The organism is Ideonella sp. P3_A4 (assembly GCF_056403075.1).
In genome coordinates, this window is the sequence record NZ_JBFUGE010000015.1 from 1 (window position 1) to 24,417 (window position 24,417).

The following is a 24,417-nucleotide window of genomic DNA, read 5'->3' on the forward strand; positions in this document are numbered from 1 at the left end:
CCTCAAGCAGCGGGCGCCATCGAGCGCCCGCTGCTGCATGGGCGGCATCGGCCGGATGCATCGTGCGGCGCGTACGTTCGGCAACACCTGTTTTCCGCAAAGGCGTTAGGCTGCGCTGGAACCAGTTCCATTCACAAGACCAGGAGATCCATCGTGAGGAGAGTCGTACGCAGCCTGTTCCTGTTCTTCGCCTTCCTGTGCACCTCCACGCTCGGCTTCGCGCAGGGCTGGAATCTGGTCTGGCAGGACGAGTTCGAAGGCAGCATCGGGCCGGATTGGGTGTTCGAGACCGGCAATGGCGGCTGGGGCAACAACGAGCTCGAGTACTACCGGCGCGAGAACGCGACTGTCGAGAACGGCGCGCTGGTCATCACCGCCAAGCGCGAGGATTTCGGCGGCTCGCGCTACACCTCGACGCGGATGAAAACTCAAGGGCGGAAGAGCTGGAAATACGGCCGCATCGAAGCGCGCATCTCGGTGCCGCTCGGCTCGGGCCTGTGGCCGGCGTTCTGGATGCTGGGCAGCAACATCGGTGATGTCGGCTGGCCCGCCTCGGGCGAGATCGACATCATGGAGCACATCAACTCCGAGTCGACCATCTACGGCACCCCGCACTGGGCCGCCGCCGACGGCAGCCATGCGTCCTACGGTGGCAGCACCAACACCACGCCGCAGAACTACCACGTCTACTCGGTCGAGTGGGATGCCAACGCGATCAAGTGGTTCGTCGACGGTGTGCAGTACCACGTGATGGACATCACCAACGGCACCGGCAGCACCGAAGAGTTCCACAAGGACTTCTTCATCCTGCTGAACATGGCCGTTGGCGGCAACTGGCCCGGCTTCAACATCGACGAATCCAAGCTGCCGGCCAGGATGCTGGTCGACTATGTGCGCGTCTACCAAAAGGGCGACGACACCGGCACCTACAACTCGTGGGCGCTGGACGGCACGGCCAAGGTTATCCGCCACCAGAACAGCCGCGGCCGGATCGACAAGGCCACCAGCGTGACGCCCTACCAGGACGGCAACTGGAAGCTGGTCACCGGCCTGGCGGGCGCAGGCGTGTCGTTCCAGTCGCAGAACTTCCCTGACCGCTACCTGCACCAGCGCAATGGCGAGCTGTGGCTCGACGCGAGTGACGGCACGCAGGCCTTCAAGGAGACGGCCACCTTCTACAAGCGCGCCGGGTTGTCCAACGCAGCGGCCAATTCGTTCGAAGCGTACAACCTGCCCGGCAGCTACATCCGCCAGAAAGACTCGCTGCTGTACGTGAAGAAGGCCGGCACCAACACCGCGAAGAAGGCCGCGACTTTCAAGGCCGGCGCGCCACTGCAAGGCGCGTTCTCGACCACCATCGAAGCCGAGTCTTACGCGGACATGTCCGGCATCCAGACCGAAACGTGCTCGGAAGGTGGCCAGGACGTCGGCTGGATCGACGCCAACGACTGGATCGTCTGGAACGTGACCCTGCCCAGCGCCGGCACCTACAAGGTCGAGTACCGCGTGGCGAGCCAGGCCGGCGGTGGCAAGTTGCAGCTCGAAAAGGCCGGCGGCTCGCCGGTCTACGGCACGCTCGATGTGCCCGGCAGCGGCGGCTGGCAGACCTGGACCACCGTCAGCCACAACGTCACGCTGCCGGCGGGCCAACAGCAGATCGCCGTCAAGGCATTGGCCGGCGGGTGGAACCTGAACTGGCTGAAGATCAGCCAGTGAGCTGAGGATTCGGGCCGGCGAAGGGCTGGCCGACAACGCGAAAACGGGCGCTTCGGCGCCCTTTTTCATGGCACACCCTTACGTGCTTTGCCTAGGTTGAAATCGCTTTCAGAAACGGCCGCCCAAAGCTACGATCAATCCGCGGCCGGGATTGAAAAACATGAGGGACACGTTGCGGTCATCTCGGTCGAGCTGCCCCGATGCAGGGCTTTTCGATCAGACAACACGTGGAGACAGTGATGAGGAGAGTCAGAGGTTTATTCCTGTTCCTGTTCACCCTGTTCAGCGCGCAGCTGGCATTCGCCCAGAGCTGGCAACTGGTGTGGCAGGACGAGTTCAACGGTTCGATCGGCCCGGACTGGGTGTTCGAGACCGGCAACGGCTCGGGCGGTTGGGGCAACAACGAACTCGAGTACTACCGGCGCGAGAACGCGACGATCGAGAACAACGCGCTGGTGATCACCGCCAAGCGGCAGGACTACGGCGGCTTTCGCTACACCTCGGCGCGCATGAAGACGCAAGGGCGCAAGAGCTGGAAGTACGGCCGCATGGAAGCGCGTATCGCCATGCCTTCGTCCTTGGGCACCTGGCCGGCTTTCTGGATGCTCGGCAGCAACATCACCCAGGTCGGCTGGCCGGCTTCCGGTGAGATCGACATCATGGAGCACGTCAACACCGAGGCCGACATCTATGGCACGGTGCACTGGCAAGCCGACAACGGCAGCTATGCCTCTTACGGCGGCCACACCAACGCCGGCGGCGTGACCGGATATCACGTCTACGCGATCGAGTGGGACGCCAACTTCATCCGCTGGTTCATCGATGGGCGCCAGTACCACGTCATCGACATCACCAACAACGCCGGCGGCACGGATGAGTTCCACCGCGACTTCTTCTTCCTGCTGAACCTGGCGGTGGGCGGCAACTGGCCCGGCTTCAACATCGACGAATCGAAGCTGCCCGCCAAGATGTACGTCGACTACGTGCGTGTCTACCAGAAGACCCAGGGCGGCTTCTCGACCACGATCCAGGCCGAAAGCTGGGCCAACATGATGGGCGTGGCGACCGAGGCCTGTTCCGAAGGCGGGCAGGACGTCGGCTGGATCGATGCGAATGACTGGATCGTCTGGGACGTCAACCTGCCGAGCTCGGGCGCCTACAAGGTCGAATACCGCGTGGCCAGCCTGAATGGCGGCGGCACGCTGCAGCTCGAACGCGCAGGAGGCACGCAGGTCTACGGCTCACTCGGCGTGCCCAAGACCAGCGGCTGGCAGAACTGGACGACGATCTCGCACAACGTGAACCTGCAGGCCGGCCAACAGCAGATCGCGATCAAGGCATTGGCGGGTGGCTGGAACATCAACTGGCTCAAGCTCACCAAGCTTTGAGCTTGGCTCAGGGCGGCGCAGCCGCCCCGAAAGAAAAAGCCGGACTCGAGATCCGGCTTTTTTGCTATTTCAGACTTTCGATCAGGTCGATGTACTCCTGCATCGCCTCGTCGCTGGTCTTGCCCTTCAACTCGTTCCAGGCGTCCCACTTGGCGCGGCCGACCATGTTGGTGAAGCCGGGGCGCTTGCCCTCCACGTCGCCGGTGGTGGCCTGCTTGTACAGTGAATAGATCTTCAGCAGGGTCATGTTGTCCGGCTTTTCGGGCAACTGTTTGCTCTCGGCGACAGCGGTCTCGAACTGGGCCTTCAGGTCTGCCATGGCGGTGCCTCCTGGGGTAAAGGTAAAGCAGAATTGACGGGCTGGGATGTTACCCAGCATCGTCGATACGACAAGCCGAATCCGTAGAGGGAGCCATCCATGTCCGCCAGCCCCGCCGTCACCACCGAGCGCATGTCGCGTGTCGACACCGCCTGGCTGCGCATGGACACCGAGGCCAACCTGATGATGATCGTCGGCGTCTGGCTGGTTGAGCCGACGCTGAGCCTGGCCGACCTGCGCGAGCGCGTCGAGGGCAGCCTGCTGAAGTACAACCGCTTCCGCCGGAAGGTGGTCGAAGACACGATGGGAGCGAGCTGGGTCGACGACGGCAGCTTCGACATCACCGACCACGTGGTGGCCGAAGACCTGCCCGTCGCTCCCGGCCAGTCCCCGGTCGAGGCCCTGAAGGCCCGCGTCGGCGTGCTGGCCGCAACGCCGCTGGACCCGTCTCGCCCGCTGTGGGAGCTGCGCCTGGTCGAAGACCTGGAGACCGGCCGCAGCGCGATCATCACCCGCATTCACCATTGCATCGGTGATGGCATCTCGCTGATCTCGGTGATGCTGTCGATCACCGACGGCGGCAAGCCACCGCCCGAGCGCAAGAAGCGCGACACCGAAGGCGACGACGCGGACGCCGAGTTCGACTGGTTCGCCGACGTGCTGCTCAAACCCGTCACCGAGCTGACGATCAAGGCCATCGGCATGTATGGCGATGGCGTCGCCAAGTCGGTCGAGCTGATGGCCAACCCGGTGCAGCCGCTGGCTGGCGGCATGGACGTGGCCCGTGCTGGCTACCAGCTGATCAGCGATGCCGCGGCGATGGCGCTGATGCCCGACGACTCGCCGACCCGCCTCAAAGGCAAGGCGACGCCGGGCAAGAAAGTGGCTTGGGGCGAGCCCCTGCCGCTGGAAGAGGTCAAGGCCGTCGGCCAGGCCTTCGGTGCCTCGATCAACGACATCCTGCTGACCTGCGTGGCCGGCGCGATCGGCGAGCACTTGCGCGCCCACGGCGAAGACCCGACCGGCAAGGAGATCCGCGCGATGGTACCGGTCAACCTGCGCCCGCTCGACCAGGCCTGGAAGCTGGGCAACCGCTTCGGCCTGGTGCCGCTGGTGCTGCCGGTGGGGGTCGACAACCCGGTCGATCGCCTGGGCGCCGTGCGGGCCCGCATGAACGAGCTGAAGGGCGGCTACCAGCCGGTGATGGCGTTTGCGCTGCTGGCGGTGGCCGGTCTGCTGATCAAGCCGATGCAGTCGGCGCTGCTGAACCTGTTCGCCAAGAAGGCCACCGCGGTGATGACCAACGTGCCCGGGCCGCGCGAGCCGCTGAAGTTCTGCGGCCGCACGATCAAGCAGACGATGTTCTGGGTGCCGGCCAGCGGCGACATCGGCGTGGGCGTCAGCATCTTGAGCTACGCCGGTGGGGTGCAGTTCGGCCTGATCACCGACGATGCGTTGTGCCCGGACCCGGACGACATCATTGCCCGCTTCCAACCCGAGTTCGACAAGCTGCTGTATTTGTCACTGATGCTGCCCTGGGGCGAGTAAGCTCGCTCCATTCACCACCCCTCACGGGCATCACGATGGACCCCGTCTCCGTGCTGATCGTGGAAGACGACGAGCGCTTTCGCGCCGCGTTTGCGTCGGTTGTCAGCGGCGCGCCGGACCTGCACCTCGTCGGCACCGCGTCCGACCTGCCGCAAGGCTTGCTGCTGCTGCGTGAGTTGAAGCCCAATGTCTTGCTGGTCGACCTGGGCCTGCCCAGCGGCAGCGGTATTGAGCTGATCCGTTATGCGCACAACCACCTGCCGCAGACCGATGTGATGGTGGTCACGGTGTTCGGCGACGAGCCGCACGTGATGGCCTCGCTCGAGGCCGGCGCCACCGGCTACCTGCTGAAAGACGCCCACCCGGCCGACTTGGCCGAGCAGATCCGCACGCTGCATGCCGGCGGCAGCCCGATCAGCCCGGTCATCGCCCGCCGGCTGCTGCAGCGCCTGGCCCCCGACCCGGCGCCGGCCCTCGACGGCGACGCGTTGCTGTCGCCACAGGAGCGCCAGGTGCTGACCTATTCGGCCAAGGGCTTCAGCTTCGAAGAGATCGCCCGCATGCTGGGCGTGTCGCGCCACACGGTGATGACCTACGTCAAGCGCAGCTACCGCAAGCTGCAGGTGCACTCGAAGACCGAGGCCATCTACGAGGCCCGCAAGCTCGGGCTGGTGCGTGACTGAACTGGGCTTCGACGGCCCGCCGGACCCGGCGGCCGGCGGGCGCGCAGAGCACAGCCGCAGCTGGCGCATGTGGGTGTCGTGGACGCTCGCGTTGCTGGCCGTTCTTGCCGCCGGCCTGGGGTTGCTGGCGCGCTCCAGCCTGCCGGTGAACGACGCCGCCGATCGCCACTTCCACCAGGCCTTGCTGCACTCGCGCCCCTTTGCGGCCAACCAGATGCGCGTCGACGGGCGCCCACGGCCGCAGATCGAGGCGCCTGATCCGAGCGATGCGGCCGCCTGGCGCAGCGTGACACTGCCGCTGCACGAGGCGCGCCGGCCCGACCTGCCGGCGCAGGCCCAGCCGCGCCCACTGCGCGTCTGGTGGTACCGGGTCGACTATGTCGTGCCGCCGGGTGTCGAAGGGGCGCTGGCGCTGTACGTGCCGCGCATCACCGGCGGCGCGGTGCAAGTCATCCAGTACGAGCAAGACCATTGGCGGCTGGCTTGGGACGGCTCGGACCGCTGGCGCGAGCAGTGGAACCGGCCAGTCTTCGTCGACCTCGGCGCTGCCCCAACGGCCGGCAGCACCTTGCACCTGGCGATCGGGCTGGTGCGTTACGACACCGGCCAGCACCGCATGTCGCGCATCGATGTCGGCCCACGCGAGACGCTGGCCGCACGCGACAGCTGGCGCCGCGCGCTGCAGCTGACGGCGCCCGAAGTCGGTTCACTGACCTTCCTGGCGCTGGGCTTGTTCGCGCTGGTGTACTGGCTGCGCCGCCGGCGCGGCCAAGCCTACCTGCTGTTCTTCTTCAGCTCGGTGGTGTGGACGCTGCGCAGCCTGCACTACTTCATCGACATGCCGGCCGACAAGGTCGCCTACACCTGGTTCTGGTGGGCCACCAATGCCTCCTTGTCGTGGGTCATGATCCTGATCTACCTGTTCGCCTTCCGCTTCGATTCGCGCCGCTACCCGCGGGTCGAGCGGGCGCTGGTGGTGTTCGTCGTCGCGATGTCGCTGCTGACGATGCCTTTCGAATGGTCGCCGTTGTCGTCGCTGGTGCAGCAGCACCTGGTCAACGCGATCGTCGCGTTCATGGTGACCACCTGGCTGACGATCGTCGCCTGGCGTGGCGGGCGGATCGAGTTTCGCGTCATCGTTGTCACGCTGTGGTTGTCCGAGGTGCTGGGCGCCCACGACCTGCTGCTGATCGCCGGTCAGGTGTCGATCGAGTCGGTCTACCTGCTGCCGTTCGCCACCATCCTGGTGCTGCTGTCGTTCCTGTTTGCGGTGCAGACGCGTTACGCCGCCGCGATCGACCAGGCCGAACGGGTCAACGCCGGGCTGGAGGCTCGGCTCGAAGTGCGCGACGCCGAGCTACGTGCCAACCACGAGCGGCTGCGCCTGATCGAGCGCGAGCAGGCGCTGCTGATCGAACGCCAGCGGCTGATGCGCGACATGCACGACGGCCTGGGCTCGACGCTGATGTCGACGCTGGTGCTGGCCGAGCAGGGCAACCTGGAGCAGAGCGCGGTCGCCGCGCTGCTGCGCGAATGCGTCGACGACCTGCGGCTGGTGATCGATTCGCTGGAGCCGATCGAGCACGACTTGGTCACGCTGCTGGCCTCGCTGCGGCACCGGCTCGGCCGGCGTCTGGAAGGGGCCGGCTTGCACATGAAGTGGGAGGTCGTCGACCTGCCGCCACTGCATTGGCTGAATCCGCCGGATGCGCTGCAGGTGCTGCGCATCGTGCAAGAGGTGCTGACCAATGTCCTGAAGCACGCTGCCGCGCGCACGGTGCGCGTCGCCACGCGCCTGGCCGGCGAGGACCAGGTGCAGGTGCTGGTCGAAGACGATGGCTGCGGCTTCGACATCGCGCTGGTCGAGCAGGGCCGGGGCCTGCGCCACCTGGTGCAGCGCGCGGCCCGCCTGGGCGGGCGCCTGAGCATCGACAGCGTCGCCGGGCGTGGCACGCGGGTGACGCTTGACCTTCCTTTACAGCGGGGAACCCGGCCCTGACGGACAATCGAGGGCCCCGCTCCAGAACCTGCATGAGACGGGACACTTGCCTGCCCATGCTGAAGCAACGCACCCTCAAATCCCTGACCCGCGCCGTTGGCGTGGGGCTGCACAGCGGCCAGAAGGTCGAGATGACGCTGCGCCCGGCGGCGCCGAACACCGGCATCGTCTTTCGCCGCGTCGACCTGCCGACGCCGGTCGACATCCCGGTGCGCTTCGACTCGGTCAGCGAAACCCGCATGGCCTCGACCATCTCGCCCGGCGGCGAGCCCGGCGGGCCCAAGGTGCAGACGATCGAGCACCTGATGTCGGCCTGTGCCGGCCTGGGGCTGGACAACCTGTACGTCGACATCACCGCCGACGAGGTGCCGATCCTCGACGGCTCGTCGGCCAGCTTCGTGTTCCTGCTGCAAAGCGCCGGCATCGAGCTGCAGAACGCGCCCAAGCGTTTCCTCAAGGTCAAGAAGACCGTCGAGGTGCGCGAAGGCGAGGGCGCCAAATTACTGTGGGCCAAGCTCGAGCCGTACCACGGCTTCAAGCTGAGCTTCCAGATCGACTTCAACCACCCGGCCGTCGATGCGACCGGCCAGGAGGTCACCTTCGACATGGGTTCGGGCCGCTACAAGCAAGAGATCGCCCGTGCCCGCACCTTCGGCTTCACGAAGGACGTCGAGGCGATGCGCTCGCGCGGCCTGACGCTGGGCGGCAGCATGGACAACGCGATCGTCATCGACGACTACCGCGTGCTCAACAGCGACGGCCTGCGATACGACGACGAGATCGCCAAGCACAAGATCCTCGACGCGATCGGCGACCTCTACATCGCCGGGGCGCCACTGCTGGCGGCCTACACCTCGTTCCGTGGCGGCCACGCGCTGAACAACAAGCTGCTGCGCAAGCTGCTGGCCGACGCCAGTGCCTACGAATACGTCACCTTTGAGGACGAGGACCGCGCGCCCGCGGGGTTTGCGGAGCTCGCTCCCGCGTGGTGAGCCACGCTTGGGGTGTGGCCTGGGCTTCGACAGGCTCAGCACGAACGGTGGACCGCCGGCGCTGCCCTGCCGCCTCTGCCCGTTCGCCCTGAGCTTGTCGAAGGGCCCGCGCTGCGTCGACCGAAGGCGGCGCCGCGCTAAGCTCACCGCATGATGATCTTCCGGTTGTTGTTCGGCCTGCTGCTGCTGGCCGGTCTTCTGTGCCTCGCCACCTACATCGCCACACGTGACCCCATCTGGCGCCGGCGGGGCCTGGTGATCGTCAAGTGGACGGTGTTGGCTGGGATCGGGGCGCTGGCGGTGCTGGTGCTGGAGCGGCTGACGCTGCTGCTGTAGCCTGAGGCAGCGCGGCGCGCAGCCCGCCGACATAGGTGCGCACTGCGGCCTCGCCGCAGGCCACCAGGTCGAAGCCGCCGGGCCGCAGCGTCCAGTGGTGCATCAGCCCGTCGACCAGTGCAAACAGCCCCAAAGCGACGGCCTTGATCGACAGCCCGGGTCGCAGCCATCCGAGCGCTTCGGCGCGCTGCAGCGCATCGGCCAGTTGCTGCTGGAACTCGCCGGTGCCTTCTAGGTAGCGCTCCTGCACCGGGGCCAGTTCGGCGGTGTATTCGGTCTGGTGCATCGCGATGCGAAAGACGCGCTGCACCTGCTCGCTCTCGGCCAGGACGCGAAGCGGTGCCACGGCCATTTCATATAGCTGCGCCAGCGGATCGTTGCCGGCCACTGCCAGCGCGCGTTCCGCCGCGCCCTCGCAGGGCAGGAAGGCGCGCTCCATCATCGCGTTGAACAGCTCGGCCTTGTCCTGGAAGTGCCAGTAGATCGCCCCGCGTGTCACGCCGGCCGCGGCGGCCACGTCTTGCAGGCGGGTGTGGGCCACGCCGCGGGCCAGGAACTCGGCTTCGGCGGCATCGAGGATCTGGTGGCGGGTGGCCAGTGCATCGGCCTTGGTACGGCGAACCATGGTGGTTAAGGGAAAGGCCCTAGGCAAGCGAGGAAATTGATTGCCTAGGCATATTTCGCGGTCGGCGCAGGCTGTCGGATCAGATTGTCGCGGGAATGCGGTGCCGGAGTATCAACATACATTCGTGATTGTATGTATACTGCGCCGCCCTTTCCCAGGTAGTTGCCCGCAGCCGTCGCGCGCGAGCAATCCGGGTGCCGGTGCTGCGCACGTCGTTGCACCCGCCCGCTGTCGAACCCGGCGCCCCCCGATCGTCGCCCCAAGAACTGTCGCCAAAGGCCTGCTTCGAGGCCTGATGCCCCAAGGAATCACATGGACGTAGCCAAGCCCGTTGCTCACCCCGCCACCTTCCGGCGCCTGCCTGCCGTGCCGGCGCTGGCCTTGTCGGCGACCGTGGCCGCGTTCCTGGTCGCCTGCGGCAATGCCGGCGGGCAAGGGGGCCCAGGCGGCGGCCAGATGCCGCCGACGCAGGTGGGCGTCGTCACCGTGCAACCGGCCGGCGTGACCATAGCGACCGAATTGCCGGGCCGGCTCGAAGCCTGGCGCACCGCGCAGGTTCGCGCGCGGGTCACTGGTGTGGTCAAGCAGCGCCTGTTCGAAGAGGGCAGCGTGGTCAAGCAAGGCCAGAGCCTGTTCCACATCGATGACTCGGCTTACCGCGCCGCGCTGGACAGCGCCCTGGCCACCCAGGCCAAGGCCGAAGCCGGTCTGGCGCAGGCCAGCGCGCTGCTGGAGCGCAACCGCCCGCTGGCCGAGGCCCGGGCCATCAGCCAGCAGGACTGGGTCGCCACGCAGGCGGCGCACAAGCAGGCACAGGCCGACACCGCTGCCGCCAAGGCCGCGGTCACGCAAGCGCGGCTGAACGTCGACTACGCCGCGGTGCAGGCGCCGATCGCCGGCCGCATCGGCCGCGCGCTGGTCACCGAGGGCGCGCTGGTCAGCCAGGCCGAGGCCACGCTGCTGGCCACGATCCAGCAGACCGACAAGCTCTACGTCAACATCACCCAGTCGGCGACCGAGGCGCTGCGGCTCAAGCGTGCCTTCGAGTCCGGCAAGCTGCAGTCGGCCAAGACCGCGCAGGCGCATCTGGTGATGGACGACGGCAGCGAATATGCGCTGCCCGCCAAACTGCTGTTTGCCGACCTGACCGTCGACCCGACCAGCGGCCAGGTGACGTTGCGGGCCGAGGTGCCTAACCCCAAGGGTGAGCTGCTGCCCGGCCTGTACGTGAAGGTCAAGGTCGACCAGGCGCAGAGCAGCGGCGCCATGCTGCTGCCGCAGCAGGCCGTCACGCGTGGCGCCGGTGGCGACACGGTGATGGTCGTCGGTGCCGACCACCAGGTCTCGCCGCGCACGGTCCAGCTCGGTGGTACGCAGGGTGCGCAATGGGTGGTGCTCGGCGGCCTGAAGGCTGGTGAGCAGGTGGTGGTCGACGGCTTCCAGAAGATCCGGCCGAAGGCGCCGGTGGCGCCGGTGCCTTGGACGCCGCAAGGCGCCGCTTCGGGCGCCGCGGCTGCACCGGCCTCTGCCCCCGCCCCCGCTTCGGCGGCCAGCCGCTGATGCCGAGGTAAGCCGCCCATGAATTCCCGTTTCTTCATCGATCGGCCCATCTTTGCCTGGGTCATCGCGCTGTTCATCGTCGTCATCGGTGCGGCGGCGATCACGCGGCTGCCGGTCGCGCAGTACCCCAGCGTCGCGCCGCCGGCCATCGTCATCACCACCGCCTACCCCGGTGCCTCGGCCAAGGTGCTGGAGGACTCGGTGCTGTCGATCATCGAGCAGGAGCTCAACGGCGCACCGAGCCTGATCTACATGGAGTCGAGCGCCGACGCCACCGGTGTCGGCACCATCACCGCCACCTTCGAGCCCGGCACCGATGTCTCGATCGCGCAGATCGAGGTGCAGAACCGGCTCTCGCGTGCATCGCCGCGGCTGCCCTCGGCCGTGGTGCAGCAGGGCGTGCGCATCGACAAGGCTCGTGCGAACTTCCTGCTGTTCGTGATGGTCAGCTCGACCAACCCTGCGCACGACCCGGTGGCGCTGGGCGACTACTCGGCCCGCAACCTCGTGCCCGAGCTGCTGCGCGTGCCCGGCGTCGGCCAGGCCATCCTGTTCGGCACCGAGCGCGCGATGCGGATCTGGGTCGACCCGGCCAAGCTGGTCGGCTATGGCCTGTCGACGGGCGATGTCAATGCCGCGATCCGCGCGCAGAACCTGCAGGTCTCGGCCGGCACGATCGGCGGCCTGCCGGCGGCCGTCGGCCAGACGATGTACGCGACGATCACCGTCAACGGCCAGCTCAACAGCATCGAGCAGTTCGGCAACATCATCGTGCGCAGCAACACCGACGGCTCGACGGTGCGGCTGAAAGACGTCGCCCGCATCGAGCTCGGCGGCCAGGCCTACACGAGCTCGGCGCGCCTGAATGGCGTGACCGCCAACGGTATCGGCGTGCAGTTGGCACCCACCGGCAACGCGCTGGCCACGGCCACCGCGATCAAGAAGCGCATGGCCGAGCTGCAGGCCTACATGCCCGAAGGCATGAGCTACGACATCCCGTACGACAGCTCGAAGTTCGTCCGCATCTCGATCGAAGAAGTGGTCAAGACGCTGGTCGAGGCGATCGCGCTGGTGTTCGTCGTGATGCTGGTGTTCCTGCAGAACATCCGCTACACGCTGATCCCGACCATCGTCGTGCCGGTCGCACTGACAGGCACCTTCGCGGTGATGCTGGCGATGGGTTTCTCGATCAACGTGCTGACGCTGTTCGGCATGGTGCTGGCGATCGGTATCCTGGTCGACGATGCGATCGTCGTGGTCGAGAACGTCGAGCGCCTGATGGCCGAAGAAGGCCTGAGCCCACGCGACGCAACGATCAAGGCGATGGGCCAGATCACCGGCGCGATCATCGGCATCACCGTGGTGCTGGTGTCGGTGTTCGTGCCGATGGCCTTCTTCAGCGGCTCGGTCGGCAACATCTACCGCCAGTTCTCGCTGGCCATGGTGTCGTCGATGCTGCTGTCGGCCTTCATGGCGCTGTCGCTGACGCCGGCGCTTTGCGCCACGTTGCTGAAGCCCGTGCCGGCCGACCACCACGAGAAGCGCGGCTTCTTCGGCTGGTTCAACCGCAGCTTCAAGCGCACCGCCAAGGGCTACGAGTCGGTGGTGGCGCGCATCCTGCCGCGCGCGGCCTGGTTCCTCGGCCTGTACGGCGTGATCATCGCGGCCGTCGTGCTGATGTACAACCGCCTGCCGACCTCGTTCCTGCCGAACGAAGACCAGGGTTACCTGATCGTCAACGTGCAGTTGCCGCCGGGTGCCTCGCAGACCCGCACCGAAGCGGTGATGGGCCAGGTCGAGAAGTTCTTCCTCGCGCAGCCCGAGGTCGACAAGGTCGTCGGCGTGCTCGGCTTCTCGTTCTCGGGCTCGGGCCAGAACGCGGGCCTGGCCTTCGTACCGCTGAAGCCGTGGGAAGAGCGCAAGGGCAAGGAGCACAGCGCGCAGACGCTGGCCGGCAAGGCCTTCGGTGCGCTGATGGGCATCCGCGATGCGTTCATCTTTCCGCTGTCGCCACCGCCGATCCCCGAACTGGGCACCGCGACAGGCTTCAACTTCCGCCTGCAGGACCGCGGTGGCATGGGCCACGCGGCCCTGCTGGCCGCGCGCAACCAGATGCTGGGCATGGCCTCGCAGAGCAAGCTGCTGCAAGGCGTGCGGCCGGACGGGCTGGAAGACGCGCCGCAGCTGCAGCTGGACATCGATCGCGAGAAGGCCGCGGCGTTGGGCGTTGGCTTCGACACGATCGGCTCGGTGCTCTCTACCGCGCTGGGCTCGACCTATGTCAACGACTTCCCGAACGCCGGCCGCTTGCAGCGCGTGATCGTGCAGGCAGAGGCGTCGACGCGGATGCAGCCGGAAGACATCCTGAAGCTCTACGCGCCTAACAACAAAGGTCAGCAGGTGCCGCTGTCGGCGTTTGCGTCGACACGCTGGGTCGAAGGCCCGCTGCAGACCGTGCGCTACAACGGCTACCCGGCGATGAAGATCGCGGGGGACGTGGCGCAGGGCGTCTCCACCGGTGTGGCGATGGCCGAGATGGAAAAAATGGCCGCCCAGCTGCCACCCGGCTTCGGCTTCGAGTGGACCGGCCAATCACGCGAAGAGAAGCTCTCGGGCGCGCAGGCGACGATCCTGCTCGCGTTCTCGATGTTGGCGGTGTTCCTGTGCCTGTCGGCGTTGTACGAGAGCTGGAGCATCCCGGTCGCGGTGCTGCTGGTCGTGCCGCTCGGCGTGGTCGGCTCGCTGGCCGGCGTGTGGATGCGCGACATGCCGAACGACGTGTACTTCAAGGTCGGCTTGATCACGATCATTGGCCTGTCGGCGAAGAACGCGATCCTGATCATCGAGTTCGCAAAAGACCTGCAAGCCGAAGGCAAGAGCCTGTTGCTGGCGACGCTGGAGGCTTGCCACCTGCGCTTCCGGCCGATCCTGATGACCTCGTTCGCGTTCATCCTCGGCGTGCTGCCGTTGGCGATCGCGTCTGGCGCCGGCTCGGCCAGCCAGCGTGCGATCGGCACCGGCGTGATGGGCGGCATGGTGACCGCAACCTTCCTGGCGGTGTTGCTGGTGCCGGTGTTCTTCGTCGTGATCCGCCGGCTGTTCCCGGGCGGCCATATGGTGCACCACAACACATCGATCTCCTCTGCGGCGTCAGCGGCGGACGAAGAAGAGCTGAAGAAGAAGTTGGAGGGCCGCTGATGAACCGCTTGACCTTTGTTCCTCGCGCGGCGAAGGCCGGGTCGCTGCTGTTGTCGACCGCTTTGTTGGCTGGCTGCATCAACCTGGCACCCGACTATCAGCGGCCGGCGCTGCCGGTGCCGTCCGCTCTGCCGGCCGGTGCCCAAGCTGTGGATGCTGCTCTGCCCGCCGTCAATGAGTTGTTGCGCGACGACCGATTGCGCCGGGTGGTGCAACAAGCCCTGGCGAACAACCGCGACCTGCGCGTCGCACTGCTCAATGTCGAGCGTGCGCGCAGCCAGGTCCGTCTGGCCGATGCCAGCCGCTGGCCGATAGTCTCGCCCGCCTTCAGCGCCGGCCGTGCACCGAGTGCTGCAACGGGCGAGCAGGCCAACACCTTCCAGCTCGGGTTGCAGGTGAGCGGCTTCGAGATCGACCTGTTCGACCGCATCCGAAATCTCAGCGATGCGGCGGCGGCCAGCTACCTGGCCTCCGAGGCTGCGAGCCGCACGGCTCGCCTGGCGCTGGTCACGCAGGTCGTGTCCACCTGGTTCACACTGGCGGCGGACCAGGAGCAGCTGGCGCTGGCAAAGCAGACGCTGGCCGGCCGCGAACAGACGCTGAAGTTGACCGAGCTGCGCGTCAATGTCGGTGCGGCGTCGGATGTCGAATTGCACGGCACGCGCGGCCTGCTCGCGCAAGCCCAGGCCAGCGTCGCGGCCCTGACGCGGCAGGCGGCGCTCGATGCGAACGCGCTGGCCTTGCTGGTCGGCCAGCCGGTCGCGACGGACGCACTGCCGACCGCCGACGCGCCACTGAACAGCGAAGCCCTGGCCGCGGTGCCGGCGGGCGCTTCGTCGGACCTGCTGCTGCGCCGGCCCGACGTCATCCAGGCCGAGCAGACGTTGATCGCCGCGAACGCGAACATCGGTGCGGCGCGCGCGGCGATGTTCCCGCGGATCACGCTGAGCGGCAGCGCGGGCGTCGTCAGCGATACGCTGCGCGGCTTGTTCGATTCCGGCACTTTCGCCTGGACCCTGGGCGTGAACGGCGCCTTCTCGATCTTCGATGCCGGTCGCAACCAGGCCAACGTGAAGGTCAGCGAAGTCAACCGCGATGTCGCCATCGCGCAGTACGAGAAGGCGATCCAGTCGGCGTTCCGCGAAACCGCCGACGCGCTGGTCGCGCAGACGACCTGGCGCGACCAGGTGACCGCACAGCAGGCGCTGCAGACGGGCGAGCGCGAGCGGTTGCGCCTGACGCGCATGCGCTACGAAGGGGGCGCCGCGAACCTGATCGAACTGCTGGACAGCGAACGCTCGCTGGCCGCTGCCGACCAGGCGCTGGTGCTGGCGAGATTGGGTGAACTACTGAACCGACTGGCGCTGTACAAGGCGCTCGGCGGCGAGGAGCGTGCAGCGTCTTGACGGGGCGCGCGCTGGGAGAAGAAGAAAGGGAAAGACGAGATGGGTTCACGCTGCGGTACTGCTGGCCGTTGCCCGGGCCGGACCAAGGACAAACCGCCCGCCTGGCTGGACGCCTGGGGCCAAGAGAACGCGCTGTTGATCGGCTTGGTGTTGGCCTTGATCGGCATCACCGTTGCCCGTGCCTGGGTCGTGGTGCATGTCAACGCTGGCCTGCATGTCGACGAGGCCCAGTACTGGGCCTGGTCCAAGGCGCTCGACTGGGGCTACTACTCGAAGCCGCCGATGATCGCCGCGCTGATCGCGTTGTCGACCCAGGTGCTGGGCGACGGCTTGCTGGGCGTCAAGGCGCTGGCCATGCTGTGCTACCCGCTGACGGCCTGGGTGCTGTTCCGCTGGGTCAGCGAAGTGTTGGCCGATGTGTCTACGCAGGCCTGCGCCGCGCCCGAGCGTGGCGGCCGCCTCGCGGCGCTGCTGTTCATCGCCTCGCCAGTGGCCGGCTTGCTGGGCATGGCGGCGACGACCGATGCGCCGCTGCTGCTGGCCTGGGCCCTGGCCGCGAGTGCGCTGTGGCGCGTCTGGCGCGACGGGCGCCGACGCGACTGGCTGCTGCTCGGCCTGTGGGGCGGGCTGGGCCTGATGTCCAAGTACACGATGGCGGCGTTCGCCATTTCGGCACTGGGCTTGTTGTGGACCGTGCCGCGTACGGCGCCGCGTGAGATGCCGGTGGCGCGTGGCTTGCCGCTCGCCATGGCCGTGGCCCTGCTGTGCGTCGCGCCCAACCTGGCGTGGAACGCCACGCACGACTGGCCGACGCTGCGCCACACGGCCGAGATCACGGTCGGCGCTCGGTCGACGCCGATGTGGTCAACGCTCGGGCTTTACCTGGGTGGCCTGACGCTGCTGCTGGGCCCGGTCGTCGCACCGTGGGCCATGGCCTGGCGCTGGCGCGACGCCAAGGTGCCCCCGACTGTGTCGGCGCCACCCACAGTGCGCAGCCGCAGCGGTGCCACGCGTCGCGAGGCTTGGCTGACGGCCGCCTGGTTGAGCGGGCCGCTGCTGTTGATCGGTGCGGTGCAGTCATTGCATGCCCGCGCCCAACTGAACTGGACTGCGCCGGTGCTGATCGGCGCGGTGCTGGCGATGGCGTTGTGGTTGCAGGCCGAGCAGCCGCAGCGGCGCTTGCGCGGCTGGTATGTCGCGCTGGTCCTGCAGGTGGTGTTGATCGGGCTCGTCACCTTGGCCAACGACCTGGCGCATGTGCTGCACCGGCCGCTGCCGCGGCAGCTGGATGTCTGGGCCCGCATGCGCGGTTGGGACGAGGCCTTCAACCAGCTGCGTCCGGCGGCCGAGAGCTTCTGGCAGCAGTTGCAGGCCGAAGCCGGGGTGGAGGACGCGACGCCGGTGGTGCTGGGCAGCGACCGCGCGGTGCTGGCCAACGGCAGCTATGCCTGGCGCAAGCGCCCGCCGCATTGGCTAGCATGGCGTGATGCGGGCGAGCCGGCGCACAACCACTTCCAGTTGACGGCGTCGGTGCAGGCGGCCGATCGCCCCATGCCACTGTTGATCGTCAGCGAAGGCCCGCCTGACGCCGCGCTGCGCGCCGCGCTTGACGGGCCACCGCAGCGGCTGGCGGTGGCTGAGGTCCAACAGTCGCCGGGCCGTTCGCTGCACCTGGAGCTGTGGCAAGGCGAGTTGGCGCCGCAGCCGGTGATGGCGCAGGCGCCGGGTCGCGCACAGACGCAGGCGCCGGCACGCTAACGGATTAGATCCGCCGGGTCTTGGAACAGCTGCTGCGCCAAGAAGGCGAGGCTGCGGCCATGCGCCAAGGCGGCGCTGGCCGGGTTGTAGCTGGCCCGGGCCCAGCAGTTGAAGCCGTGCTCGGCGCCGGGGTAGACGTGGATCTCGGCGTCCTTGTCGACGACGGCTTCACGCACCGCTTCGACCGCGCTGGGCGGGATGTGGTCGTCGTTGCCACCGTAGTGGAACTGGATCGGGCAGTTGATCTGCTCGGCCAGGTCGAGCTGGTTCTGGATGCGACCGCCGTAGTAGGCGACTGCGGCGTCGACACGGCACAGCGCCGCCGTGGTGTAGGCCAGCCGGCCGCCCATGCAATAGCCGATCGCGCCGGCCTTGCCGCTGCACTCCGGTCGCGCGCGCAAGGTGGCCAGCGTGGCCTGCATGTCGCGCACGACCGCTTCGTTCTGGATCGTCGCCAATAGCTGGTTAGCCCGCTGGCGGTCGTCACCTTCGTAGCCGAGCTCGATGCGTTCGCCCTTGCGCCAGAACAGATCGGGCGCGATCACGACGAACCCGGCCAGTGCGTACTGCTCGGCCACACCGCGGATGTGCGCGTTGACGCCGAAGATTTCCTGCAGCAGCAACAAGCCCGGGCCACGCCCGGCCGGCGGCAACGCGAGGTAGGCGCCGAAGTTGCCGTCGCTGCTGGGCACATTGATCCATTGGGTGATCACCGGCGACGTTGTCATCTCACTTCCTTGTCTTCTGGACAAGGAAGTCTAGTCGGCCCCGTCCGGACTATTCGGCCCCGTTGCGAATGTCGGCGGCACCTGTTTCCTTGCCGTCCTTTCGCTTCCACAGTTGCGTTCCGTCGGGGGTGGTTCGGACGATGCCGATGCCGCTCTCTTGGACCACCCGAGGCCTGTGCAGGCCCCGCGCGTTGCTGTTGGTGCAGCCATGCGGGTCGTAGGCGGCCGAGGCGGAATTGGCTTTCGCGCTGCCACCGTTGGCAAACGGACCACGCCAGGTGACACGCGTGAGCGCGTGTTCGTTGCACGCCCCTCCGCCGTAGTACTCGATGAAGGTGACACCGCCAGGCTGCAGCCAGCCGTAGCCGCGGTGCCCGTTGACATCCTTGACCGCGATGACGCCCAGGACCGTTTCAACCCCGGTGGTGACGTCGTAGATGGTTCCTTTCCAGTGCTCGGCGCCGTTTTCATACCCGATGGCCCATACCCGCTGCCGATACTCGTGACCAGCCACCCACTTGTATTGGATCAAGCAGCTGGCGCCGGACCCTTCGCCGTCGAAGCGCGCACATCCCTTGCCGGAAACCGGTTGTGCCGTTCCCGAGTTGTCCTGGTCATCCCAGACGGCAAATATCGCCTTCTTCTGGGTATCGATCTGGGTGCCGATATAGCCTCCCGGTCCACCGTCAAACCAGAATTGGTAGGCGGCAAAAACACTGTTCGGCGGCGCTGGGTTGAACTCCCACGTCGAATAAATGTCCAGGTTGAAGACCGGGGTGCTGTCGGCAAAACCGTAGTTGGTGTAAAGAGCATGCGCCGGGGTGACCATGGCGCCAAATGCCATCAGGGCGGCCACTCTTGCGCCATGAGCTGAAGAGTTCAGGCGAACTTTTAGAGTCTTGAAGCTCCGCATGGTTGTGAATATTCCTATGGACGCGTGACGGGGGAGCGTCCTGTCGCTGTACGCGCGCAGGAGCCTTTTGCGCATCGTGGGGAAGCCCGACATGACACTGGTTGCCGGTGGTCGACTTCAGCATTCCTTTGACGAGGCGGGGTGGAGTAAGTCTGGTCCGAGACCTTGCGCACTTTGCCCTGGGCGTGTCTTTCTCGGAAGCGTGCCGAGCCGTCCGGAATTGCGGGAAACCCGGTCCGGCAGCATTTGGTTTCCAAGACGCCAGCCGTAATGCTGCCGGTGACCGCGCGGCCCAGTGGCCAAAGCGCAAGACCGGCAAGACAAGCCGCGCGTGCTACGCGGGGCTCGTCAATACGTTCTGCCTTTGCGGAACTGGGCGTGTGTACGACGGTTCAGCGACGTGGCCTGCGCCATCGCCGCGAACGAGCCGCCTGCATGGGCATGGGTGATCGCCAACCCCAGCGCATCGGCCGCATCCTTGCCCGGCAGGCCGGGCAGGTTCAGCAGCCGCATCACCATCTCCTGGATCTGCGACTTGGCCGCATGGCCATGCCCGACGACCGACTTCTTCATCTGCAGCGCGGTGTATTCGGCCACCGGCAGGCCGGCGGTCACCAGCGCGGTCAATGCGGCACCGCGCGCCTGGCCGAGCAGCAGCGTGCTCTGCGGGTTGACGTTGACGAACACGATCTCGACCGACGCGTTGGTCGGCTGGTAACGCTCGGCCACTTCGCGCACACCGTCGAAGATGATCTTCAGCCGCGCGGGCAGATCGCCCTGCGCAATGCCGGCGCCGGTGGTGCGGATCGTGCCGCTGGCCACGTAGTGCAGCTTGTTGCCTTCTTGCTCGACCACGCCGAAGCCGGTGCATTGCAAGCCGGGGTCGATACCAAGGACTCGGGTCACGGAGAGAGTTTGAAGTACCACCGCACCGAGTGGAAGAAGACGGGTGCCGCAAACGCGAGCGGCGCGACTCGGTCCAGCAGACCGACAGCGCCTGTCACCGCGGCCTGGTTGCCCCAGTAGGCCACGCCGGCGTCCTTCTTCAGCGCCTTCATCACGAACTCGCCCAGCGTGCCGGCACCGCCGGCAATCAAGGCCATCGCGATCGCCTGCGGCAGCTTGAACGGCGTGATCCAGAACAGCAGGCCGCCGGCCAGGCCACTGGTGACCGTGCCCATGGCCCAGGCGCGGGCAGAGAACGAGCGGCTGATCTGGCGCGCCAACGGCCGGTATCGCAACCAGCGGCTGAAGGCCTCTTGCGTGATCTGCGCGATCGCGGCCACCATCACCAGGAAGAAGACCAGGAAGGCGCCGCTGCCGGCTTCGACATGCGGGAAGTTCAGCAGAAGCAGGGCGGGCGCATGCGACAGGCCGTAGACGCAGACCATGATCCCCCACTGGATCGTCGCGTTGCGCTCCAGGAAGCGCTCCGGGTCACCGGCCAGCGCGCTGATCACCGGGATGGCCAGGAACACATAGACCGGGATGAAGACCGAGAACAGGTCGAAATTCTGGTTGCCGACCAGCACGTACTGCACCGGCAGCACGATGAAGAACGCCAGGATGAGGCTGCGGTGGTCGCTGCGCCGTGTCGGGCTCAAGGTGATGAACTCGCGCAGCGCCAGGAAGGAGAACACGCCGAAGAGCAGCGTCGCACCAACCGGGCCCGAGATCCACGCCAGCCAGAACACCACCGCGCCGACCCACACCGCGCGCAGGTCGCGCCTGAAGCGCTCGTGGCGTTTGATCCAGAGCGACGGCCGGTCTTGCAGGCTGACCAGCAGCGCGCCGACGGTGACCGCCAGCAACACGCCGAACAAGATGATGAACAGCAGGCCGACCTGCTGTTCGCTGCTGAGGTTGCGCAGGGTCTTCAGCATGTTCGGCTCACAGCACCAGGGGCCGCAGCGCGACCACCGCGTCGCGGGCGCGGGCCAGGAATTCGCGCTTGTCCTCGTCCGGCTTCAGCGCCAGCGGCGCACCGAACGTGACGGTGCATAGGATCGGCACCGGCACCACTTCGCCCTTGGGCATCACCCGCTGCACGTTGTCGATCCACGCCGGCACCAACTGCACCTGCGGAAACTGCTGCGCCAGGTGGTAAAGACCGCTTTTGAAGGCCTGCGGCTCGCCGCGGTGGCTGCGCGTGCCCTCTGGAAAGATCACCAGCGAATCGCCGGCCTGCAGCGCCTGCACGAGTGGCTCCAGCGGATCCTGGTCATCGGTGCGCTGGCGATTCACATAGACCGCGTTGAAGACCTCGCGCGTCAGCCAATGCTTGAACGGCGAGGCGGTCCAATAGTCTTTCGCGGCGATCGGCCGGGTGTGGGCACGTAATTCGCCCGGCAAGGCAGCCCAGATCAACACCCAATCGAGGTGGCTCTGGTGGTTGGCAAAGTAGATGCGCTGAAGCGCCTCGGGCGGGCAGCCTTTCCAGTGCCCCTGCGCCCCAGTGATCAGGCGCGCAACGAAGGCCAGCAGCCGGCCCATCAGATCGGCTCGGGTCATGGCAGGAATGGTAGCTGCTTTGTAAGTGACGCCGTTCTACCGCTTTCCCGACATTTGAAGAAAATGGCTCTGTACTTGGATTACGAGGATGTTTCTTCTACATAGGTATGACGGGGTTCGTTCGCTTGCGATGACAATGTAGTTTTGCTACCTTGCGATTTTGAGACCACGCTTTCCTGGGGTGCCTGCCGGCGGGTGGGTGATCGCCGGGTTGGCTTAACCGGCTGGATAACAACACGTGCAAATCTGTCTTCTTCCAGGCGCCGGCGCCTGTTTCTCGACATCTCCAATCCATTCGGCCCTGTCGGCGCGCCCTCGGACCTCGGGGGTGTCGGTGTGAGTGCCGCTTCGACCGCGTTGCCCGATGCCGGCTCGTCCTATCCGCGGCTGGTGGCCGACATTGGCGGCACCAACGCCCGCTTCGGCTGGCTGGCCGCGCCGGGGTCTCGTGCGGCCCATGTGAAGAAGCTGGCGGTGCCGGAGTACCCGGCGCCTGTTGATGCCGCGCGCGCTTACCTGGCGGGCCTGGCGGCTGAGTTGGGGTCGGCCTACCAGCCGCCGCAGCAAGCGGCCATCGCGGTGGCCACGGCGGTGGTCGGTGACCGCGTGTCGTTCACCAACAGCCACTGGACGTTTTCGCGCCAGGCGCTGCAAGACGAGCTGGGCTTGCAAGGCTTGCAGGTGTTGAACGACTTCGAGGCGCTGGCGCTCGCGTTGCCGCACCTCGGAGCCGGCCACTTGCGCCCGCATGGCGCATTGCCGCAGCCGCACGGCACCTTGGCCGTGATCGGCCCGGGCACCGGTCTTGGTGTGGGCGGCGTGGTGCAGACACCGCAAGGTTGGCAGGCGCTGGCAGGCGAGGGTGGGCACAGCACGCTCGCGCCGGGCGATGACTTCGAGTCCGACATCCTGCGAGCCGTGCGCAAGGACTTCGACCACGTGTCGGCCGAGCGGCTGCTGTCCGGCATCGGGCTGCCGGTGCTGCACCGCGCGGTCGCCGAGGTGCTGGGCCGGCCGGTGGCCGAGCCGTGGACGGCAGAGCAGATCATGGACTGCGGCCTCGCACGCACCGACGAAGCAGCCAGCCGCAGCCTCGATGCGTTCTGCTCGCTGCTCGGCGGCTTTGCCGGCAACGTCGCGCTGGTGCTCGGCGCGCGTGGCGGCATCTACATCGGTGGCGGTATCGTGCCGCGCATGGAAGAACGATTCTTCGCCTCGACGTTCCGCGCGCGCTTCGAAGCCAAGGGGCGCTTCCGCGGCTACCTCGAAGCCATCCCCACCGCGCTGATCACCGACACGCTGGTGGCGCTGATCGGCGCTGCCGCGGCGATCGAGCAGCAGACGGGCTGTTGATGCGAAGGCGATGCAGCCGCGCGGTTTCCGTGCCCAAGCTGGGCTGACGAGCCGCGCCGTGCTGCCGCACCTAACCGCTGTGTTGAAGGACCGCTGGGTCGACTGGCGCGAACGGCTGGTCGGTGTCGACGACCCGTTCGCGGCGTGGTCGACCGCCGCGCCGGACGCGAGCGGCCGTTTCGAAAGTTTCGGTGCCTGGCCCTCGCGGCACGTGATCCCCCGCCGAGTCGACGTCTGGCTGCCGCCGGGCTACGACGAGCCCGACGCCGGGCCGCACGCCGTGCTCTACATGCACGACGGCCAGCACCTTTTCGATCCCGCCACCGCGACGGCCGGTCACCCGTGGGCCGTTGGCCATCACGTGACGACGCAAATGCTCGCCGGCCGGATGCGACCAACGATCGTGGTCGGCATCTGGAGCACCGTGCGGCGCTACGCCGAGTACGCGCCGGCGGCGGCATTGCGATGCTTGCCGGCGTCGCTGTATGAAGTGGCGACGCGTGGTGGGCATTCGCCCGCCGAGGCCTTCGAGGCGCTCTCCGACGACTACCTGCGCTTCCTGGTCGAAGAATTGAAGCCGGCCATCGACGCGCGCTATCGCACGCGGCCCGGCCTGGCCGACACGGCCGTGATGGGCTCGAGCATGGGTGCCCTCGCGTCGCTCAATGCGCTGGTCACCTGCCCCGAGGTTTTTGGTGCCGCGGCCTGCCTGTCCACCCATTGGCCTTTGTCGATCAACCCGCTGCTGCTTCGGCGCGGCGGCGATCGGCGCCTGCAGCCCATTGCCGAAGCCGGCCGTGCCTGGCTGGCCGATGCGCTGCCGCCCGCGGGCCGGCACCGGCTGTATTTCGATCACGGTGATCGCCACCTCGATGCGCTGTATGCGCCGCATCAACAGGCGGTCGACGCCCTGGCTGCTGCGCGTGGCTACCGGCGCGGTGTCGACCTGCAAAGCCTCGCTTTTGCAGGGGCCGACCACCACGAACGCGCCTGGCGGGCCCGCCTGGGTCCGGCGCTGGCCTGGCTGCTGCCGGCCTGATCTTTTCGCTCCAACTCCCTGTTCCCTGTCGGGTCGACTTGGCAAGCGCTGAAAGCGCTCGTCAGGGAAAGCTCGCGCCTGGCTTGTGGCGAAAAGCGCGAAATGTAGTCACACTACATGCTCTTTGGCCATCAAGTACGCCCCATTCTTGGGCACTTTTGACTCGATGGGCAGAGGTTGCACGCCATGCTCTCCTCTATGAGTGTGACCTTTTACGGGGCAGTCCTGCACCACTAAGGGATTGCCTGAGGTGGTTGCCAATCTAGTTTTAGTACAGAATTCCTTACAAGCTGCAAATCGGCGCTTCTGTCTGAGAGGGAAGAACCGTCGTGTTGGGCTGTGGTG

At 66.9% G+C, this 24,417-nt stretch carries 20 protein-coding genes; 13 read left to right on the forward strand and 7 right to left on the reverse strand.

What is annotated here, in order from left to right; genetic code table 11:
* Window positions 1-153 precede the first annotated feature (153 nt).
* Window positions 154-1,716 carry a carbohydrate-binding protein gene (locus AC1DYI_RS03705; RefSeq protein WP_477202720.1) on the forward strand — a complete coding sequence of 521 codons (1,563 nt, stop codon included), beginning with the start codon at window positions 154-156 and terminating at the stop codon, window positions 1,714-1,716.
* A gap of 239 nt (window positions 1,717-1,955) precedes the next feature.
* The gene (locus tag AC1DYI_RS03710) at window positions 1,956-3,104 is read left to right on the forward strand and encodes a carbohydrate-binding protein (protein WP_477202721.1); all 1,149 of its coding nucleotides are present in this window, start codon (window positions 1,956-1,958) and stop codon (window positions 3,102-3,104) included.
* 64 nt (window positions 3,105-3,168) lie between these two features.
* Here AC1DYI_RS03710 and AC1DYI_RS03715 read toward each other — a convergent pair whose 3' ends face one another.
* On the reverse strand, window positions 3,169-3,423 hold the full coding sequence (locus AC1DYI_RS03715) for an acyl-CoA-binding protein (protein ID WP_477202722.1): 255 nt from the start codon (window positions 3,421-3,423) through the stop codon (window positions 3,169-3,171).
* A 99-nt stretch (window positions 3,424-3,522) separates the two neighbouring features.
* On the opposite strand from AC1DYI_RS03715, the gene AC1DYI_RS03720 reads away from it, so the two are divergent.
* The 5 genes from AC1DYI_RS03720 to AC1DYI_RS03740 all read left to right on the forward strand — a co-directional run bounded on the left by AC1DYI_RS03720 (window position 3,523) and on the right by AC1DYI_RS03740 (window position 8,981).
* Entirely contained in the window at window positions 3,523-4,971 is a 1,449-nt protein-coding gene (locus tag AC1DYI_RS03720; protein WP_477202723.1) for a wax ester/triacylglycerol synthase family O-acyltransferase, read from the forward strand.
* Window positions 4,972-5,006: 35 nt separating this feature from the next.
* Window positions 5,007-5,654 (forward strand): response regulator, encoded by a 648-nt coding sequence (locus tag AC1DYI_RS03725; RefSeq protein ID WP_477202724.1) that lies wholly within the window; start codon window positions 5,007-5,009, stop codon window positions 5,652-5,654.
* Window positions 5,647-7,653, forward strand: a complete 2,007-nt coding sequence (locus AC1DYI_RS03730) for a sensor histidine kinase (protein ID WP_477202725.1) — start codon at window positions 5,647-5,649, stop codon at window positions 7,651-7,653. The genes AC1DYI_RS03725 and AC1DYI_RS03730 overlap by 8 nt, the downstream gene beginning before the upstream one ends.
* 56 nt (window positions 7,654-7,709) lie before the next feature.
* Window positions 7,710-8,645: a UDP-3-O-acyl-N-acetylglucosamine deacetylase gene (lpxC, locus tag AC1DYI_RS03735; RefSeq protein WP_477202726.1), complete on the forward strand. Its 936-nt coding sequence runs from the start codon at window positions 7,710-7,712 to the stop codon at window positions 8,643-8,645.
* A gap of 150 nt (window positions 8,646-8,795) precedes the next feature.
* Window positions 8,796-8,981: a hypothetical protein gene (locus AC1DYI_RS03740; RefSeq protein ID WP_477202727.1), complete on the forward strand. Its 186-nt coding sequence runs from the start codon at window positions 8,796-8,798 to the stop codon at window positions 8,979-8,981.
* Here the strand turns inward: AC1DYI_RS03740 and AC1DYI_RS03745 are convergent.
* Complete coding sequence (locus AC1DYI_RS03745; RefSeq protein WP_477202728.1) at window positions 8,908-9,606, reverse strand: TetR family transcriptional regulator; 699 nt, start codon at window positions 9,604-9,606, stop codon at window positions 8,908-8,910. The two genes, AC1DYI_RS03740 and AC1DYI_RS03745, sit on opposite strands and share 74 nt — an antisense overlap.
* 312 nt (window positions 9,607-9,918) lie before the next feature.
* Here AC1DYI_RS03745 and AC1DYI_RS03750 point away from each other — a divergent pair, with 312 nt between their 5' ends.
* The 4 genes from AC1DYI_RS03750 to AC1DYI_RS03765 are packed head-to-tail and all read left to right on the forward strand — an operon-like array spanning window position 9,919 to window position 17,528.
* Window positions 9,919-11,166, forward strand: a complete 1,248-nt coding sequence (locus tag AC1DYI_RS03750; RefSeq protein ID WP_477202729.1) for an efflux RND transporter periplasmic adaptor subunit — start codon at window positions 9,919-9,921, stop codon at window positions 11,164-11,166.
* Window positions 11,167-11,184: 18 nt separating this feature from the next.
* Window positions 11,185-14,364: an efflux RND transporter permease subunit gene (locus tag AC1DYI_RS03755; RefSeq protein WP_477202730.1), complete on the forward strand. Its 3,180-nt coding sequence runs from the start codon at window positions 11,185-11,187 to the stop codon at window positions 14,362-14,364.
* A complete protein-coding gene (locus tag AC1DYI_RS03760; RefSeq protein WP_477202731.1) occupies window positions 14,364-15,770 on the forward strand; it encodes an efflux transporter outer membrane subunit in 1,407 nt (468 codons plus the stop codon). The genes AC1DYI_RS03755 and AC1DYI_RS03760 overlap by 1 nt, the downstream gene beginning before the upstream one ends.
* Before the next feature lie 39 nt (window positions 15,771-15,809).
* A complete protein-coding gene (locus AC1DYI_RS03765; protein WP_477202732.1) occupies window positions 15,810-17,528 on the forward strand; it encodes an ArnT family glycosyltransferase in 1,719 nt (572 codons plus the stop codon).
* Here AC1DYI_RS03765 and AC1DYI_RS03770 read toward each other — a convergent pair.
* The 5 genes from AC1DYI_RS03770 to AC1DYI_RS03790 all read right to left on the reverse strand — a co-directional run bounded on the left by AC1DYI_RS03770 (window position 17,525) and on the right by AC1DYI_RS03790 (window position 21,680).
* The gene (locus tag AC1DYI_RS03770) at window positions 17,525-18,256 is read right to left on the reverse strand and encodes a dienelactone hydrolase family protein (protein WP_477202733.1); all 732 of its coding nucleotides are present in this window, start codon (window positions 18,254-18,256) and stop codon (window positions 17,525-17,527) included. The two genes, AC1DYI_RS03765 and AC1DYI_RS03770, sit on opposite strands and share 4 nt — an antisense overlap.
* A 49-nt stretch (window positions 18,257-18,305) precedes the next feature.
* Entirely contained in the window at window positions 18,306-19,169 is an 864-nt protein-coding gene (locus AC1DYI_RS03775; RefSeq protein ID WP_477202734.1) for a DUF3472 domain-containing protein, read from the reverse strand.
* Window positions 19,170-19,517: 348 nt separating this feature from the next.
* Window positions 19,518-20,075 (reverse strand): crossover junction endodeoxyribonuclease RuvC, encoded by a 558-nt coding sequence (gene ruvC / locus AC1DYI_RS03780; protein ID WP_477202735.1) that lies wholly within the window; start codon window positions 20,073-20,075, stop codon window positions 19,518-19,520.
* Window positions 20,072-21,052 carry a phosphatidate cytidylyltransferase gene (locus AC1DYI_RS03785; protein WP_477202736.1) on the reverse strand — a complete coding sequence of 327 codons (981 nt, stop codon included), beginning with the start codon at window positions 21,050-21,052 and terminating at the stop codon, window positions 20,072-20,074. The genes ruvC and AC1DYI_RS03785 overlap by 4 nt, the downstream gene beginning before the upstream one ends.
* A 7-nt stretch (window positions 21,053-21,059) precedes the next feature.
* Entirely contained in the window at window positions 21,060-21,680 is a 621-nt protein-coding gene (locus AC1DYI_RS03790) for a lysophospholipid acyltransferase family protein (RefSeq protein ID WP_477202737.1), read from the reverse strand.
* Window positions 21,681-22,016: 336 nt separating this feature from the next.
* Between AC1DYI_RS03790 and glk the strand changes: the two genes are divergently transcribed.
* Together glk and AC1DYI_RS03800 are read left to right on the forward strand one after the other, a co-directional pair.
* The gene (gene glk / locus AC1DYI_RS03795) at window positions 22,017-23,033 is read left to right on the forward strand and encodes a glucokinase (protein ID WP_477202738.1); all 1,017 of its coding nucleotides are present in this window, start codon (window positions 22,017-22,019) and stop codon (window positions 23,031-23,033) included.
* A 58-nt stretch (window positions 23,034-23,091) separates the two neighbouring features.
* Window positions 23,092-24,072, forward strand: coding sequence for an alpha/beta hydrolase (locus AC1DYI_RS03800; RefSeq protein WP_477202739.1), 981 nt, complete (start codon window positions 23,092-23,094; stop codon window positions 24,070-24,072).
* The last annotated feature ends 345 nt before the right edge of the window (window positions 24,073-24,417 follow it).